This is a genomic window from Streptomyces sp. RK9 (assembly GCF_045070545.1).
GTDB classification, from domain to species: domain Bacteria; phylum Actinomycetota; class Actinomycetes; order Streptomycetales; family Streptomycetaceae; genus Streptomyces; species Streptomyces alboflavus.
The window spans coordinates 158,164-175,622 of sequence record NZ_CP173703.1 but is presented as its reverse complement, the minus strand read 5'-3'; the positions used below and the strand labels follow the sequence as shown (position 1 = coordinate 175,622).

The 17,459-nt window shown below is 72.7% G+C and carries 10 protein-coding genes; 3 read left to right on the top strand and 7 right to left on the bottom strand.

Annotated elements, in window-relative coordinates; translation table 11 throughout:
- The first annotated feature begins 115 nt into the window (after positions 1-115).
- Both AB6L24_RS00790 and AB6L24_RS00785 read left to right on the top strand, forming a co-directional pair.
- Positions 116-1,366, top strand: a complete 1,251-nt coding sequence (locus AB6L24_RS00790; RefSeq protein ID WP_405650817.1) for a hypothetical protein — start codon at positions 116-118, stop codon at positions 1,364-1,366.
- A 179-nt stretch (positions 1,367-1,545) separates the two neighbouring features.
- Positions 1,546-7,218, top strand: a complete 5,673-nt coding sequence (locus AB6L24_RS00785) for a WD40 repeat domain-containing protein (protein WP_405650815.1) — start codon at positions 1,546-1,548, stop codon at positions 7,216-7,218.
- Positions 7,219-7,284: 66 nt separating this feature from the next.
- Here the strand turns inward: AB6L24_RS00785 and AB6L24_RS00780 are convergent, their stop codons facing one another.
- On the bottom strand, positions 7,285-7,695 hold the full coding sequence (locus AB6L24_RS00780) for a VOC family protein (RefSeq protein ID WP_405650813.1): 411 nt from the start codon (positions 7,693-7,695) through the stop codon (positions 7,285-7,287).
- A 77-nt stretch (positions 7,696-7,772) separates the two neighbouring features.
- Complete coding sequence (locus AB6L24_RS00775; RefSeq protein ID WP_405650811.1) at positions 7,773-9,014, bottom strand: winged helix DNA-binding domain-containing protein; 1,242 nt, start codon at positions 9,012-9,014, stop codon at positions 7,773-7,775.
- 169 nt (positions 9,015-9,183) lie between these two features.
- Between AB6L24_RS00775 and AB6L24_RS00770 the strand changes: the two genes are divergently transcribed.
- Positions 9,184-9,600 (top strand): MmpS family transport accessory protein, encoded by a 417-nt coding sequence (locus AB6L24_RS00770; RefSeq protein ID WP_030356714.1) that lies wholly within the window; start codon positions 9,184-9,186, stop codon positions 9,598-9,600.
- An 84-nt stretch (positions 9,601-9,684) separates the two neighbouring features.
- On the opposite strand, the gene AB6L24_RS00765 is transcribed toward AB6L24_RS00770, so the two are convergent.
- Genes AB6L24_RS00765 through AB6L24_RS00745 form a run of 5 tightly spaced genes read right to left on the bottom strand, consistent with a single transcriptional unit; the run spans position 9,685 to position 17,396 of the window.
- Positions 9,685-10,719: a tellurite resistance/C4-dicarboxylate transporter family protein gene (locus tag AB6L24_RS00765; protein WP_405650809.1), complete on the bottom strand. Its 1,035-nt coding sequence runs from the start codon at positions 10,717-10,719 to the stop codon at positions 9,685-9,687.
- A complete protein-coding gene (gene narI, locus AB6L24_RS00760) occupies positions 10,719-11,507 on the bottom strand; it encodes a respiratory nitrate reductase subunit gamma (RefSeq protein ID WP_405650807.1) in 789 nt (262 codons plus the stop codon). The genes AB6L24_RS00765 and narI overlap by 1 nt, the downstream gene beginning before the upstream one ends.
- A complete protein-coding gene (gene narJ / locus AB6L24_RS00755) occupies positions 11,504-12,130 on the bottom strand; it encodes a nitrate reductase molybdenum cofactor assembly chaperone (protein ID WP_405650804.1) in 627 nt (208 codons plus the stop codon). The genes narI and narJ overlap by 4 nt, the downstream gene beginning before the upstream one ends.
- Entirely contained in the window at positions 12,127-13,734 is a 1,608-nt protein-coding gene (gene narH, locus AB6L24_RS00750; RefSeq protein WP_405650802.1) for a nitrate reductase subunit beta, read from the bottom strand. Before narH ends, narJ begins: the two co-directional genes overlap by 4 nt.
- Positions 13,734-17,396 (bottom strand): nitrate reductase subunit alpha, encoded by a 3,663-nt coding sequence (locus tag AB6L24_RS00745; protein ID WP_405650800.1) that lies wholly within the window; start codon positions 17,394-17,396, stop codon positions 13,734-13,736. Before AB6L24_RS00745 ends, narH begins: the two co-directional genes overlap by 1 nt.
- Positions 17,397-17,459 lie beyond the last annotated feature (63 nt).

Genomic DNA, 17,459 nt, shown 5'->3' with positions numbered 1-17,459 from the left:
CCAACCCCCGTACCGCGCACGGGCGCACCCCCGGGCCTCGCAGTGGCAAACCCCCTCGCCGATGCGGTGGATCACCCCAGTGCACCCGGGGCACCGGAGACGGCAGAGTCCAGTCATGACCTTGACTCGCTTACGCGGAAGACTCTCGACGTCCGGCGTGCTCGCCCTGGTGTGCGCCGCGACCGTACTGGCAGGCACCGGGCACGCGGACGGCCGCGACGCCTCCGCACCCGGCACCCCGGCCGCCCACCCGCAGCAAGCCGCCGCGCGCGGCTCGGTCGTCTCCGTGACGCCCGTCCTCGACCTGGACGCCCAGGAGGTCGAGGCCCGCATGAAGAAGGCCGGGATCGACGAACGGCAGGTGCGCCACGGAGTGCGGGCGTACCGGATCGTGTACCGCACGGTCGACACCCAGGGCCGTCCCACCACGGCCAGCCAACTGGTCGCGGTGCCGAGGAACGGCGACCGCCGGCTGCGGGTCGTGTCCTGGCTGCACGGCACCGAGGTGTTCCGGGGCGAAGTGGCCTCGGTCAACGACGAGTCGACGGACCGGGCCACGGCGCTGCTGTTCGCCTCGACCGGCCTCGCCGTGTCCGCGCCCGACTACCTCGGCCTGGGGGAGGGCCCCGGATCCCACCCCTACGGCCATCCCAAGGCGACCGTCACCGCGCCCGTCGACGGGCTGCGGGCCGCGCGCTCCTTCGTCCGGCGCGACGGGCGCGACCTGGACCGGCGTGTCCTCATCAGCGGCTTCTCGCAGGGCGGGCCCGCCACGATGATGCTGGGCCGCGCCCTGCAACAGGGCACCGACCCGTACTTCCGCCTCGGCGCGCTCGCTCCGATCGCGGGCCCGTTCGACCTGACCGGGTTCGAGGCCGCCGCCGCGGACGACGGCATCGCCCGTTCCTCGCTCTACCTCGCCTACTTCGCGACGGCGTGGAACCGCATGTACGGCCTCTACGCCACGCCGAAGGACGCCTTCCGCGCCCCGTACGACAAGACGGTGGAGTCGCTCTTCGACGGCAACCACACCGGGGAGGAGATCGGGGCCGCGCTGCCGGGGACGTCGAAGGAGCTGTTCACCGCCGACTTCCTGGACAAGATCCGCAACCCCACGGGCGAACTCCGGCGCAACCTGCGGGTCCTGGACGCCACCTGCGACTGGCGCCCGCAGGTCCCCGTCCACGTCTTCCACTCCAAGGCCGACGAGGACGTCCCCTTCAAGAACGCCGAGCACTGCGCGCGCCAACTCGCCGTCAACGGCGCCGCGCACCGGCTCACCGAGGTCGACGAGGCCACCAGCCACAGCACGACGGTCGTGAAGGCGCTGCCGGAGGTGGTACGCGACTTCCACGCCGTCCGCTGATCCACGCCCGCGGCAAGACCGGCCCGCCACGGACCGTCGGGCCCGGCCGCGCAGCCGTACAAGAGTTTGTCCGTTCGCTCGTCGTGGCGATTTCCCTCCTCGTGTTCATGGCGAGAAGCTGATCGATGGCATCGCCATCGGCGCCCGGTCGGGGCACGGCTTCCTGAGGGAGAGTCACCGTGAGGACCATCGAACACGTCGTGTCCAGGCACCATCCCGCGTTCGTCGTCCCGGCCCTGCACCTCGGGCTCGGCCGGGACGACAAGGTCTATCTGGTGCTCGGCGGTCGCACGGACGGGCAGGCGCTGCGGCTCGCGTCGGACGGCTCGGAGCAGCGGTTCGGGCGGGTCGGGTACGGGGCGCTGGCGATCACGGCGAACGGCGACGGCGTGATCGCGACCGCGGAGGCCCACCTGCCGCACCGAATCGACTTCTGGGACGAGGACTTCAACTCCCTCGGCAGCATCGACGACTTCACCGCGAACGACACGGACGGCTTCTTCGCGCCCTCGGCCGTCGAGGCGGCGCCGTCCGGCTGGTTCTACGCCATCGACCAGCACCGCAGACAGGTGGTCCGGCTGAAGCCCGGCACCGTGGACCGGCGCGTGACCCTCACCGGCCTCGACCAGGACGCCACCTCCAAGAAGGTCGCGGTGGGGTTGCGGGTGGCCGAGGGCCTCGGCCTGCTCCACACCGCCTGGCCCACGGCCGGGCCAGGGCTCATCTGCGTCTCGAGGCTCGACGGGACGTACGTGCGGACCATCAAGGCGAAGCCCGCGGGCTTCACCCTCGGCGGCTACGACGTGGACGACGAAGGCCGGGTGCACGTCTCCACCGGCCTGGAGACCGAGCCGCAACGGCGGCAGGTGACCGTCTACAACGCGCAGGGCGTGTGCGAGGGCACGGTCACCCTGGCCCTGCCCGAGGACCCGTACAAGATCCAGTACCTCAGGGTCCGCAACAAGCAGTACTACGTGAAGCGCAACGACCCCAAGTACCTGTTCGAGGTGTACGACTTCAGCGGGAAGCTCGTGCGCCAGGTCGCCGCCGACGTGGAGCGGCTCGCCGTGTCGTACGAGGCGGACCAGTGGACCGCGGGACGGGAGATGCCGCTCACGGTCACGCACGAGCGGGGACGGTGGTCCGACGACCCGCGCTTCCGGGTGTGGCTGCGGCCGCTCGGCGTACCGGAGTTCACCGAACTCCCGCTCACCGCCGGGGCGGTCACCCCGCCCGCCGACGCCCGGGGCCTGTACCACCTGCGGGTGTCGCCCGACGTCGCCGGACGGATCGGCGAGTACGTCGTGGACGGCATCGTCGAGGTCCGGACACCCGAGAGCACCAAGGGCTCGCTGTCCCTGATGACCTGCCGCGTCGACACCGGCAGCGGCGGCATCGAGACGTTCACCGCCCTGAACCGCTTCTCCTACGGCCGGGGCGAACCCGTCACCGTGCGCGTCGTGGCCCGCGTCGCCGACGGCACGCCCCTGCCGGGCAGCGCGCGCGTGCGGGTGCTGCGGGACGGGGCGGAGGTCCACGCCGAGAACGTCACCCTGACGGACGGCACGGGCCGCATGGAGATCGGCGCCGAGTGCACGGCCTCGCTGGAGCCCGGCCGGTACGTCATCGACGCCGAGCAGCTGCCCGGCTTCACCGTCGCCCCGCACCACCTCGACCTCGGACCCGGCCTGGTGCGGCGGCCGGGCTTCCACATCACCTGGTACAGCGACATCTACGCCAACAACCATGCGAGCATCCCCTCCGACCCCCGGGACGTCGTCAGGGACCCGTCGACACAGCGCCTGCCGGCCTTCGCGGACCTCCCCGACACCGTCCGGGACCACGTCGCGAGGGCCGAGAAGCTCGGGCTCAACCTCTTCGTCGACCGCCTCGGCTTCCAGTGGCCCAGATCCTTCAAGGACGGTCCCGCCGACGCCACCGTCGTCGACCGGCTGAAGAAGTCGAAGATCGCCGTCCACTGGGACAAGGCGATGTTCGAGGACCCCGCCCGCCGCACCATCGCCGGATACGGCGCCCGCGGCATGGAGGAACAGGCGGTCCTCTACGCCAACGACACCTTCCTGCCGTTGAGCTGGCCGGGCAACCACGAGGATCGCGAGCAGCCGGAGCTGGACGGCGACCTGCTGAGTGCCACCGGCAACCTGCACACCTACGCGGCGTTCCGCGGCTGGACCTGGGGCGCGAACTGGTGGGTGGGCGCCATCGGCGCGGCCGCCGCGGAGAACGAGGACGAGCGCAAGCGGTACAACGACGCGCTGCGGCACGTCGAGGAGCCCGGCGGCTGGGTGCCGGTCCTCGACACCGTCACCGACCGCTCGATCGCCCTCAAGGCCGCCGACGGAGCCCGGTTCCGCTCCGTCCTGAACAAGGCCTTCCCCGGCATGGTCAGCGCGATGACCGCCCCCTACCGGGCACCGCAGACCCTGCCCCCGGTCCTGTTCGCGTCCGCCGACGAGGTCGACCTGCACTACCAGGGCGAGCAGCTCCCGCTCCTCGGCGCCACCGCCCACATGGTCGACTACTACCGGCGGCCCGGAAAACCGGCCTGGGGCCACCCGGAGCTGTTCAACGACGACGGCACCGGCGGCATGATCCTGCCGACGCTGCTGCAACAGGTGATGCGGGGCGCGAACGGCACCGGCATGACCGGCGACCAGGGCGCCTACCACCTGGAGGGCATCACCGCCCTCGACGACCGCGGCGCGGGCAGTGGCGGCAGGCCCGGCGACCCCCGCTCCGGCAGCGCGGGCCGCACCTCGATGCTGCGCGCCGCGTTCGACCTGAGCACCCGGCTCGGGCCCACGACCGCGGCCGCCCGCAACGCCGACCGCGTCGCGATCGTCGTCTCCACCCGCATGCAGCGCCTGGAGACCTGGCAGGGCCTCAGCAGCACGTACTTCCTGCGCCTCTTCGAGGCGTACACCGCCTGCCTGTACGCCCACCGCCCGGCCACGTTCGTCTTCACCGAGGACGTCAGCGCCGACGTCCTGCGCCGCTACGACGCCGTCCTGCTGATCGGCCAGCGCACCGACCTGGACCCGCGCCTCGCCACCGCCCTGACCGAGGCGGGCCAGGGGCCGGATCCCGTGCCCGTCTTCGCCGACGGAAGCTGCGTCCAGCGCTACCAGGACGCCTACCGCGACCTCGGCACCGCCTTCACCCGCGTCGAGAGCGACCCGGCGCCCCAGAGCGACGACGTGTCCTACCTCCGCCTGCGGCGCGTATACCTCGACCAGGCCGCCAAGGTCGCCGCCGCCCTCAAGGACGTCGTCCCCCCGGTCGCCGAGTGCGACAACCCCGAGGTGCTGCTCAGCGAATGGCGGGACGGGACCACCACGTACATCTGGGCGGTCAACAACACCCTGCTCGACTGGGATCCGAGCCTCGTCTGGCGCGTGGGCCTGCGGTGCGGCCACCGCGTGCCCGTGACGGCGAAGCTGAAGGTGGCGCTGCCCGCGCTGCACCAGGTCGTCGACGTGCTCACCGGGGAGCGGGTCGGCCTGCTCGGCGGGGAGTTCACCGCGGACCTGCGCACCGTCCCCGCCCGCCTCTACGCCGTCGTGCCGCTGGCGCACGACCCGCTGCCGCCCCCGGCCGAGTACGCCTTCGGCCCGCACGCGCGCGACATCGCGGTCGCCGCCGACGGCCGCACCGCCGCCCTGACCGCCTTCAACTGGGACCACAACCTCTACGGCCTCGACCTCGCCACCGGCACCACCCGCTGGCGCCGCCGCCTCGGCCACCACTTCGCCTACACCCCGAGCGCCCCCGGCGCCGGCTTCGCCGCACAGGGCTTCGACGTGCACAGCCCCGAGGGCTACCACCTCTACCTCCTGAACGTGGACGGCTCGCCCCGGCGCCGCTTCGCCCTCTTCGGCCTGCCCAAGAAGGCCACCGACTGGAGCAAGGGCGGATGGGGCCACGACTACGGCCTGAACAACTTCGCGGCCGCGCCCGGCGGTTCGTGGGTCGCCACCTCGGGCGACCTGGGCCTCGCGCTGTGGGACGTCCAGGACGGCGGGGCGGGCGAGGCGCGCGAGAAGTGGGCGCACGAGTGGTGGAGGACCGGCGAACGGACCCCGCGGCGCCTCCTCGCCCTCGACGACGACACCCTCATCACGTTCGCCGCCGACACGATCACCGGGCTCGCCGCCGCGGACGGCGCCACCCTGTGGTCGATCTCCACCGCCGCAGGGAGCTTCGGCGGCGGTGTCGTCAGCGGCGACCGGCGCACCGCCGTGATCTGGTCGGACGCCGACGGCGGCCGCGTGTACGTGATCCGGGGCGGGGCCCTCGTCAGCACCCTGCCCACCGCCGCGAGCGAGGTCTCCGTCAGCGCCGACGGCTCCTTCCTCGCCGTCACCTTCCGCAACCAGCTCAAGGCGTACGACACCGCGCGCGGGCTGCTGTGGACCTACACAGGCGACGACCTGCTGCGCCGCCCCCGCGTCTCCCCGGACGGCACCCGCGTCGCCGTCGGCAGCGAACTCGGCACCCTCGCCGTGCTGCGGCGCGACGGCACCCCGCTCACCACCAAGGACCTCAAGGCGCTCCCGGTGCCCGCCTGGCTGCCCGACGGCGGGCTCCTCGTCGCGACCTGGACGGGCACCGTGCTGCGCTACACCGCCGGCCTCCACGAGCGCTGGCGGACCCGGCTGACCCCGTCCGAGACCGACATCCGCCCCGAGCTCCTCACGCCCGACCCCGTGCCGGTGGTGCGCCGCGCGGGCTGGGGCAACACCACCGCGACCAAGGACCTGACACCCAACCTGATCACGACCACGTCGGCCCTCCTGGACGTGCGCCTCGTCAACCCGACCCGGACCGTCGACCTCGCCAAGCAGAACGCGGTCGCCCTGTTCAGCGACGGCCGTGCCGACCCACCGGCCAACCCCTGGGTGCCCCCGACCGTCATCGGCGCCATCCGCATCCAGGACGGGCAGGAGCTCCTGTTCACCGTCGACACCTTCCGCACCCAGGTCGAGCTGACCGGGGTGACGTTCGCCGAGGATCCCGCCCACCCCGAGTCGTGGCTGCGCGACGTCCACCTGCAGTGGTGGGACACCAGAGCCGGGCTCTGGAAGGACGGCCCGAAGCTCCTCTCGGACGCGGGCGCCGTGCACAGCCACACCTTCGGGGCGCTGTCCTCCTCGCGCTTCCGGCTGCGTTCCACCGGCGGCGGCATCTGGCCCGTGGGCAACATCCGGCTCGGCGAACTCGTCTTCCACGGCACCGCGATGGGCAACTCCCACCGGGACGTCCTCGACGACAACGTCCTCGCCGTCCTCTTCGACGACCGCGAGGACGACGTGCGCGACATCGTCGAGGACAGCTCGGCCGCCGACATCCAGATCGGCGGCGCGGCCGTGGGGACCAGATGCCTGCGGCTGAAAAAGGCCGTGGAGCGCTACCCCACGGCGCGGGGCCCGTACGGGCACGCCATGCACGACTGGGACTTCAGGATCGTGGAGAACCCGAGCGCCCGGGGCGAGTACCGCCACCTCCAGTTCGCGTGGAAGGCCCTCAGCTCCCGGACCTCGGGGATCAGCGCCCGGTTCGGGCCCGCGAAGTCCGCCCCGATCTTCTCGGCGTCCATCGGCGACTCGCGCTGGCCGCCGCAGACGTCCATGGTCGAGAAGCGGTTCACCGGCCCCGTCCCCAGAGACTGGGAGGTCGTCCGCGTCGACCTGTGGAAGTTCACCGCCGGAGCGGTCAAGGTCGTCGACCAGTTCGCCCTGCGCAGCAACGGCGACGGCGCCCTGTTCGACCAGATCGTCCTGGCCCGCACCGAGGACCAGCTGCCGGACCTGCCCTGGCCCCGGTCGACGTGACACCCGGTGGGCCCGTCAACGACACGACCGGAACCGACAGCCGGAAACGGACCTCGTCGGGGCCGCTCAGTCGCGCTCGGGCCACACCGGGCCCTGGTCGGTCCAGACGACGCCCTTGTTGCGGCACAGGCAGAAGGGGTGGCCGATCGGGTCGGTGTAGATCCGCCAGCCGTAGCCCTCGGGGCCGATGAAGTCCTGCCGCAGGGTCGCGCCGAGGTCGAGGACGCGGCGCTGCTCGGCCTCGATGTCGTCCACTTCGAAGTCGAGGTGGAACTGCTTGGGGTGCTCGGTGTCGGGCCACTGCGGGGCGCGGTAGTCGTCCACCTGGATGAAGGCCAGCTCGATCTCGCCGAACTGGATGCCGGCCCAGTGCTCGGAGCTGCCGTCCTTGACCGGACGGCCCGTGACCGCGGAGTAGAAGGCCGCCAGCTTCATGGTGTCCGGGCAGTCGATGATGAAATCGGTGAGTCGCAGCATTCCGTGATCTTGCCACAGGCCCACACCCCCCTTCGAGGGCCGGCCCTGAGCAGTTCCGCGGGCTGCGGCGGAGGCGTTCAGGCGTGCGGGCCCACCGTCACCGGACCGACGGTCACCCGCAGTGCCGTGGTGTCCAGAAACGCCCCGATCCGCGCCGCCTCCTCGTCCAGCGCGCGCCGCCGTGCCGCGCTGAGCCGGGCGAGGGGCTCGACGGTCAGGTCTGCCTTGCGTCCGGAGCGCCGCAGGTGCCAGACCCCGGCGACGGTGCCGTCGACGAGCAGGACCGGGTAGTTGCCCGCCTGGCCGGTGCGGGACAGGGCGCGTGCGGCGGCCGGGCCGGGAAAGAGCTGGTCGCGCGGGTGGCAGCCCACGACGTACGCGTCGAAGTAGGGCAGGAGCCGCAGTGTCCCCCCGGCGGGGGTCTCCTCGTCCGGCTCCTGGTCGTCGGCGGCGTTCAGCCAGCCGGTGCTGCCCTCGACGTCGACGGGGCGCAGGCTTCCCGCGGCGGCGAGGGTGTCGAAGAGGGTGGCCGCCCATGCGGGAGGTGCGGCCAGCCACTGGGCGAACTGCCGTGGTGTCGCCGGGCCGTAGGCGTGCAGGTAGCGCGCGACCAGGGAGTGCAGGGCCTCGTCGGCGGGCGCGGGGCGGAATCCGGGCAGTCGGCGCCCGGGGGAGAGGTAGGTGGCCTTGCGGCCGCGGTCGGGGCCGAAGCACAGCGCGCCCCGGTGGGCCGCGAGGTGCAGTGCCTGGCGCCAGCGCGGCCACATGCCCTGGAACGCGGGCACCACCAGGTCGCCCGCCCACGGCCCGGTGGCCGCGACGACCGCGTCGCTCAACTCCTCGGCGGTCAGCCCCTTGTCGTCGGCGTCCGCGAGGGCGACGGCGACGGCCTCGACGACCTCCTCGGTCTGCTGGTCCGTGAGGCGCGCCGCCTGCGGCAGCCCGTTCGGTCCTGAGGGCAGGGCGGACAGCGCCCCCGTCCACATGGGCAGGTCGCGCGCCGCGAGGAGGTGCACGGTGCCCCGCGGCCCGTAGGTCTTGACCAGGCCGTCCGCTCCGTCGAGCGCCGCCCGGACGTCCGCGCGGGTGCCGCCGCCGAGGCGCGCGCCGATCGACAGTTCGGCGGCGGACATCACCTGGGCGTGCGCGCCGCACATGGCGGCCACGACGTCGGCGACCCGGGAAGGCGTCGGGGCGGGGGACGCTGTGCCGGAGGACGACGTGCCGGTGAGTCCGTGCCGGGCCATGCGCCGGTCCCAGACCTGCCGCCACGACAGGTGCGGGGCCTCGGTGGTGTCGATGCCGTTGTCGATGTCCATGGCCGTCACCGTAGAAGCAAAAGAGGTCAGATCCTGTCCTAAATGGGGTCGTGCCGGGGTGCGGGTCCTGCGGCCCGTGCCCCGACGGCAGTCCTCCTTCCCTCTCTGAACTGGGGTTATGACGGAGGCGCAGATTGACTTTGCGTGCTCTTTACTGTTGTCTGCCGCCATGAACAGACGCATTCGCACCGCCGTGTGCACCCTCGCCGCCGCCGGTCTCGCGCTCACGCTCGGGGCCTGCTCGGAGGCCGAGAAGAAGGCCGTCGACGCCGTGGACAAGGCCGTCAACGAGAAGTACGAGGTGACCTACGAGGTCTCCGGCAAGAGCGTCGACGAGATCGAGTTCGCCGCCGGTGAGGGTTCCGCGTCCAACCCGAAGCTGGAGAAGGTCAGCAAGGCGGAGCTGCCGTGGAAGAAGACGGTGACGCTGCGCGGCATCATGCCGCCCACCGTCGTCCCGATCTCGACGGACCCGACCGGCTCCGACCTCACCTGCAAGGTGATCTACAAGGGCAAGGTCATCAAGGAGGCCTCCGGCGAGAACGTCGTGGCGGGCTGCATCGCCGTCTCGCCGATGGGCAAGTAGCTCTCCCGCCCGGCGGGAAGCGGCGAAGCCGGTACGACGCCTCCCGCGCCGCGTCCGGGAGGCGGCCGAGGGCCTGGGCACCGCTCAGGCCCCGGCCGAGGGCCGACCCGTGCTCCACCGCGCCATGAGCCACCGTGCCCCGACCGCGAGCCACGCCGCCATGGCCGCCCACGCCAGGGGCCGTTGAGGGAGCGTCAGGGAGCCGACGCGCTGCGCGTCCGCGAGCTGCGCGGTCGCGGTGGCGTACATCCCCAGCGGGAAGACGACGCACCACAGCGTGGGCTCGTAGGCCAGCGGGACGCGGTGGCGCAGATGCCGCCAGGCGCCTGTGGCCAGCAGGAGCGGGATCAGGAAGGTGGCCCAGGCCCACAGGCCGACGACCGTGCCGCCGAGCGGGGCGCGGACCGGGGCGGGCAGGAGCCCGTCGTGGGCGAGGAGCCGGGCACCGGCGAGGGTGCTGATGGCGGCGGCGCCCATGGTCACCCAGTAGCTGGGCGCGAGGAGTTCGGGCGGCGGCGGGTCGGACCGCAGACGCCGGACGACGGCCGCCAGCGTGGCCGCGTACAGCAGGACCCCGCAGACCCACAGCGCGAGCGCGAGCGTCACGACGGGGCGGCCGGGACGGAGACCGACCAGCGTCAGGACGAGCGCCTGCAGGCCGACCGCGGCCAGGAACCAGGTGCCGTCGGCCTGCCGCAGCGCGGTGCGCGAGCCGAAGCCCCGCAGCCGCACGACCGCGCGCGCGAGCACCACCCACACGACCGCCGCGACGACGAACAGCGCGCACCCCACGACCCGGGCGGGCCCCGAGCCGAGGCGCGCGGCAAGGACACCGCTCGCCGCGACCAGGGTGAAGTGCCCGAACACCCGCGTGGGATCGCCGAGTTCGGCCCGGATGACCGACGGGTGGCGCCGGGCCTTGAGCACGGTGGCGCACAGCAGCACCCCGTACAGGGCCGCCGCCACGCCGAACAGCACGAGGGACAGCGCCCGGGCGCCGGTCTGCGTCAGCGCCCGGGAGACGATGCCCGTGGCCATGACCGGCGCGAAACACGCGGGCGCGAGCCCCCGGCACCGGTCGGCGAGCCCGTGGCGCAGGTCGGCGAGTGCGCGCCGCATCAGCGCCGGGCGAGGGTGCCCCGCGCCGACCGGGGCCGCTTGCCCGGCGGGCCGGAACGAGCGGCGAAAGGCCGACCCGGGCCCGGACGGCCGGGCGTGGGCACGCGTCGCCCGCCCCGCGACCGGTACACGACATAGGGACGGACGAGGTAGCCGACCGGCGCGGCGAAGGCGTGGACGAGACGGCTGAACGGCCACGCGGCGAACAGGGCCATCGCAAGGAGCGCGTGCACCCGGTAGGCGAGCGGGGCGTGCGCCATCGCCGACACGTCCGGATCGAGCGTGAACAGCGAGCGGAACCACACCGAGACACCACGCCGGTAGTCGTAGGGGTGCGGCTTCATCGTGGTGGCCGTCGCGGTGAGGCCTGCCAGGAGCACGCACAGCAGGACGGGGTAGACGGCGCGGTCGCTGCGGCTCGTCGCCGCCCGGACGGCGGGCACCCGCAGCCGCCGGTACAGCAGGATCACCAGACCGGCGAGCGTCGCGAGGCCCGCCGTGCCGCCGACGAGCAGCGCGTTCGCGTGGTACAGCCACTCGTGGACGTGCACGCGCTCCGTGAACGACTCCGGCACCAGCAGGCCGATGACGTGCCCGGCGATCACGAACAGCAGCCCGAAGTGGAACAGCGGGCCGCCGACCCGCAGCAGCCGGCTCTCGTGCAGCTGGCTGGACCGGGTCGTGAAGCCGAAGCGGTCGTAGCGGTGGCGCCAGGCGGTGCCGGTGACGAGGACGGCGACGACGAGATAGGGCAGGACGCCCCACAGGGCGATGCGCAGGTGGTTCACCGGGAAGTCTCCTCCGCGTGCGGGGCGTCGGGAGCGCGTACGGGATACGGCAGCAGGCCGACGGTCTCGGCGGGCGGTCCGGTGCGGGCCAGGCGCAGGGCCGCCTCCCGGGTCGCGGGCGAAGGGCCGGGCAGGGTGCGGCAGACCGCGTCGACGACACCGGCGTACGGGCTGCGGTACGAGGCCAGGGCGAGGCGGAGCAGTTCCAGGGCGGGCCGGTGCTCGACGAGCAGGGACGCCTTCAGGTCCGGTGTGCGGGCGGCGAACTCCAGCATCAGCGGCAGGAAGTCGGGCAGCTCGTCCTCGGGCGGACGCCACCCGTGCCGCCGGTAGAGCGCCTTGAGCTCCGCCAGCGAGGCGCCCCGCCTGCGCGTGTCCCCGTCGGTGTAGTACGTCAGATACAGACACCGGCGGCGGCTGCGGTCGAACGTGACGACGTACCGGGCCGCCAGATCCAGCGGCGCCGTCGCACCGACCTCGTCGCAGAACCGCAGCAGCAGCCCCACCTCCGTGCCGGGCACCGGCTCAAGGGCGGCACGGACCGCGCGCAGCCGCTCGGGCCAGTCGTGATCGGGGTAGCGCAGCAGCAGGGAAGCGGCCTGGTGGACGACGGGGCGGCTCACCGCGCGCCGCCGTCACCGCTGGGGAAGAGCCCCTCGGGCCGCCCCTTGCCGTTCCAGTTCAGGAGGTTGACCCGGCCGCGCAACGACGCCCCGGCGTGCTCCGGCTCCGGCTCGGCGGCGGGCGGCGCGTGGAAGGTGTCCGGGGCGTACATGCCGGGGCCGCCGTGGGTGTCCAGGCTGCACCCGGCGTCGAGGCCGTCGGCCGGGGTGGTGGCCGTGTAGCTGGTGGGGATGACATAGCGCTCGTCGTACTTGGCCAGGGCGAGCAGCCGGTACATGCCCTCGATGCCCGCGCCGTCCATGCCGACGGCGCGGGCGATGGCCGGGTCCTGCTCCTCACCGAGGTTGACGCGGCGCATGTGGGAGCGCATCGCCGCCAGACGGCACAGCGCCGCCTCCACCGGGGCCGGGTCGCCCGCGGTGAACAGCTCCGCCAGATACGCCAGCGGGATGCGCAGGGAGTCGATGGCGGCGAACAGCTTCGCCGGGTCCTCGCCGTCGTGCCCGGTCGCGGTGAGGGAGTCCACGACGGGCGAGAGCGGCGGGATGTACCAGACCATGGGCATGGTGCGGTACTCCGGATGCAGCGGCAACGCGACCCGGTAGCGGCTGATCAGGGCGTGTACGGGGGAGCGGCGGGCGGCGGTGACCCAGTCGTGCGGGATGCCCGCCTCCTCCGCGGCCGCCGCCACCTCCGGGTCCTCCGGATCGAGGAAGCACTCCAACTGGGCCGCGTACAGGTCCTGCTCGTTCTCCGTGGCGGCCGCATCGCCGACCCGGTCCGCGTCGTACAGGACGACACCGAGGTAGCGCAGGCGCCCCACGCACGTCTCGGAACAGACCGTCGGCTGACCGGCCTCGATCCGCGGGTAGCAGAACGTGCACTTCTCCGCCTTGCCCGTCTGGTGGTTGAAGTAGACCTTCTTGTACGGGCAGCCGGTCACGCACATCCGCCAGCCGCGGCAGCGGTCCTGGTCGACGAGGACGATGCCGTCCTCGACCCGCTTGTACAGGGCGCCGGACGGACACACCGCCACGCACGACGGATTGAGGCAGTGCTCGCAGATCCGCGGCAGATAGAACATGAACGCCTGCTCGTACTCCAGGCGCACCTGCTCGTTCATCTTCCGAAGGACCGGGTCGCCCGCGAGGTGCTCGGGCCCGCCGCCCAGGTCGTCGTCCCAGTTCGGCCCCCACGTCACCGCCGTCGGACGGCCGTCGATCAGGGAGCGCGGCGGCGCGGTGGGGACGTCGTCGCCGAGCGGCGCGCTGATCAGGTTCTCGTAGTCGTACGTCCACGGCTGGTAGTAGTCGTCCAGCGAGGGCAGTTCGGGGTTGGCGAACAGCCGGGCCAGACGGCGCGCCCGGCCGCCGCTGCGCGGCTCGAGGCGGCCGTGCTTGAGCTGCCAGCCGCCCTTCCACTTCTCCTGGTCCTCGTAGGCGCGCGGATAGCCCTGGCCGGGGCGGGTCTCCACGTTGTTGAACCACACGTACTCGGTGCCCGGCCTGTTGGTCCAGGTCTGTTTGCAGGTGACCGAGCAGGTGTGGCAGCCGATGCACTTGTCGAGGTTCATGACCATCGCGACCTGCGCCATGACGCGCATCAGTACGTCACCTCCTGGGCGCGCCGCCGGATCACGGTGACCGCGTCGCGCTGATTGCCGGTGGGGCCGTAGTAGTTGGGCGCGAAGGACAGCTGGGCGTAGCCGCCGATCAGATGCGTCGGCTTGATGAGAAGCCGGGTGAGGGCGTTGTGGACACCGCCGCGCCGCCCGGTCGCCTCCGACTTCGGCACGTTCACCAGGCGCTCCTGCACGTGGTACATGAACACCGTCCCGGCCGGCATCCGGTGCGAGACCACCGCGCGGGCCACGACCACGCCGTTGGCGTTGTGCGCCTCGATCCAGTCGTTGTCCGCCACGCCGATCGCCTCCGCGTCGGACACGCTGATCCAGATGACGGGACCGCCCCGGGCCAGGGTCTGCATCAGCAGGTTCTCCTGGTACTCGGAGTGGATGGACCACTTCGAGTGCGGCGTCAGATAGCGCACCGTCATCGAGCGCCCGCCGTCGCCGTCGGCCACCGGCTGCTCCCCGAGCGCGGCCAGGTCCAACGGGGGCCGGTAGACGGGAAGTTGTTCCCCGTACTCGGCGATCCACGGATGGTCGAGGTAGAAGTGCTGGCGGCCGGTCAGGGTGTGCCAGGGCTTCAGGTGCTCGGTGTTGATCGTGAACGGGGCGTAGCGGCGGTCCGGGGCCTCCTTGCCCGACCATTCGAAGCTCGCCCCGACCTGCACCGGACGGGCCTGCGTGTCGGAGAACTCCACCCGCCGCTCGGCCACGGACGCGCCCAGCTCCGCGAGCCCCGTCTCGGCGCCGCAGCGCTCGGCGAGCCGCTCGAACCCCTCGGCGGCGAGGCGGCCGTTGGTGGTGCCCGACAGCGCGAGGATCGCCTCGCACAGCTTGACGTCCGTGTCGAGCAGCGGCCTGCCCACCGCCGAGCCGGGCCCGGCGGTGCCGCACCGGGCGGCCAGCCAGGCGGTCTCCGGCAGCGGGTTCACCGTCACGCCCTTGACCGTCATGCCCTGCTCCCCGGCCAGCGGCCCGAGCGCGGCGATCTTGTCGCCGACGGCCGTGTAGTCCCGCTCCACGACGGTGAACCGGGGCCGCGTCGGACCCGCGGGCGGCGCCTCGCCGGGAGTGTCGTGCTGCAGCGCCGTCGCCACCAGGTCGTGCGCCACGTCGAGGCGGCCCTCGGCGAGGCGGCTCACCTCGGTGGCGAGCCCGTGGAAGATCTCGAAGTCCGTGCGGGCCTGCCACGGCGGGCTGATCGCGGGGGAGAAGGCGTGCACATAGGGATGCATGTCGGTGCTGGACAGGTCGTGCTTCTCGTACCAGGTCGCCGCGGGCAGCACCAGATCGGCGTGCAGCGTGGTCGACGTCATGCGGAAGTCGAGCGCGAGCAGCAGGTCGAGCTTGCCGCGCGGCTCCTCCTCCCGCCAGGTCACGTCCTTCGGCCTGCTCTCCGGCGGCGCCTCCTGGGCGTTCGCGTTGTCGGAGGCGCCGAGCAGATGCCGCAGGAAGAACTCGTTGCCCTTGGCCGAGGACCCGATCAGATTGGCCCGCCACACGGTGAGCACCCGCGGCCAGTTGGCCGGGTCGTCCGGATCCTCACAGGCGTACGAGAGCCGCCCCGCCTCGACCTCGGCGGCGAGCCAGGCCGCCGGGTCCGCGTCGGCCTCGTGCACGCGCCGCCCCAGGTCCAGCGGGTTGGCGGAGAACGTCGGATACGACGGCATCCAGCCCTGCCGGGCGGAGCGGGCCAGGAGGTCCGCGGTGTGCAGGCCCGCGAGGTCGCCCGGCGCGGTGGGGGAGAGAAGGGCGTCCGCCGTGAACTTCTCGTAGCGCCACTGGCCGGTGTGCAGATACCAGTACGGCGTCCCCGCCATCTGCCGCGAGGGCCGCGCCCAGTCCGACGCCGTGGCCAGCTGCTGCCAGCCCGCGTACGGCCGGACCTTCTCCTGCCCCACGTAGTGCGCCCAGCCGCCGCCGTTGACGCCCTGACAGCCGGTGAGCAGCAGCAGCGAGAGGAACGAGCGGTAGATGGTGTCCGAGTGGAACCAGTGATTCGTCCCGGCCCCCATCACGATCATGCAGCGGCCCCGGGTCTGCTCCGCGGTCCGCGCGAACTCACGGGCCGCCCGCACCACCGCCCCCGCGGGCACCGACGTGACCGCCTCCTGCCAGGCCGGGGTGCACGGCGCGGACGCGTCGTCGTACGCCGTCGGACCCTGCCCGTCGAGACCCTCGCGCCGCACCCCGTACTGGGCGAGCATCAGGTCGAACACCGTCGTCACCAGGCGACCGCCGACCCGGAGGACCGGCACCGCGCACCGGATCGTCGCGCCGTCCTCGTCGAAGCGGGGCAGCGTCACCGTGGCCCGGGTCGCGCCCGGGCGGCCGTACAGGCTGAGCAGCGGGTCGATGTCCCCGAGGTCGAGGTTCCAGCGGCCCTCGCTCGCCTTGCTCCAGCGGTCTCCCAGCGTGCCGTTGGGCACGGTCGGCCGCCCGCCGGCCCTGTCGAGGAGCACCGGCATCCAGCGCCGCGCCTCGGCCTCGGCGTCCCCGGCCAGGTCGAGATCCTTGGCGGTGACGAAGGCGCCGGGCGTGTGGGTGTCGTCGGCCCGCTCGTCCAGGGACACGAGGAAGGGCAGGTCGGTGAAGCGTTTGACGTAGTCGGTGAAGTAGGGCACCTGCCGGTCGACGAAGCACTCGCGCAGGATCACGTGGCCCATCGCCATCGCGAGGGCGCCGTCGGTCCCCGGGTGGGGGTGCAGCCACTCGTCGGCGAACTTCGTCGCGTCGGCGTAGTCGGGCGAGACCACGACCACCTTCTGGCCGCGGTAGCGCGCCTCGGCCATCCAGTGGGCGTCCGGGGTCCGCGTCACCGGGACGTTGGAGCCCCACAGCATCAGATACGCGGCGTCCCACCAGTCCCCGGACTCCGGTACGTCGGTCTGGTCGCCGAACACCTGCGGCGAGGCGATCGGAAGGTCCGCGTACCAGTCGTAGAACGACAGCATCGGCGCGCCGATCAGCGCGTGGAACCGGGCGCCGACCGCGTGCGAGGCCATCGACATCGCCGGGATCGGGGAGAAGCCCGCGATCCGGTCGGGCCCGTGCTCCTGGAGCGTGTGCACATGCGCGGCCGCCGCGATCTCCAGCGCCTCGGCCCAGCCGACCCGCACCAGGCCGCCCTTGCCGCGGGCCGACTGGTAGCGGCGGCGCTGGTCCGGATCGCCGGTGACCTCCGCCCACGCCGCCACCGGATCACCGCCGTGCCGGACCTTTGCTTCCCGGAACATCTCCACCAGGACACCGCGGACGAGCGGATGACGCACCCGGGTCGGCGAGTACGTGTACCAGGAGAACGACGCCCCGCGCGGGCAGCCCCGCGGCTCGTAGTCCGGGCGGTCCGGCCCGGTCGAGGGATAGTCGGTCGCCTGGGTCTCCCAGGTGATCAGGCCGTCCTTGACGTACACCTGCCACGAGCACGACCCCGTGCAGTTCACGCCGTGAGTGGAGCGCACCACCTTGTCGTGTGCCCAACGCTCCCGGTACGGCTGGTCGTTGACCTGCTGATCCGTACGGAAGACCGCACGCGCGTCGGGCGTGGCCGGCGCCCGCCGCAACAACTGCCCTGCCGCGAATAATCGTTCGGCCGCATCCGAGGCGATCCGCTCCGCTTTGGCCCTGCCACGTCCCACGCCACAGACTCCCCTCGGAGATCGGCGCGGCCACGTGGTCGACACCGGCGCGCACGTCTCGAC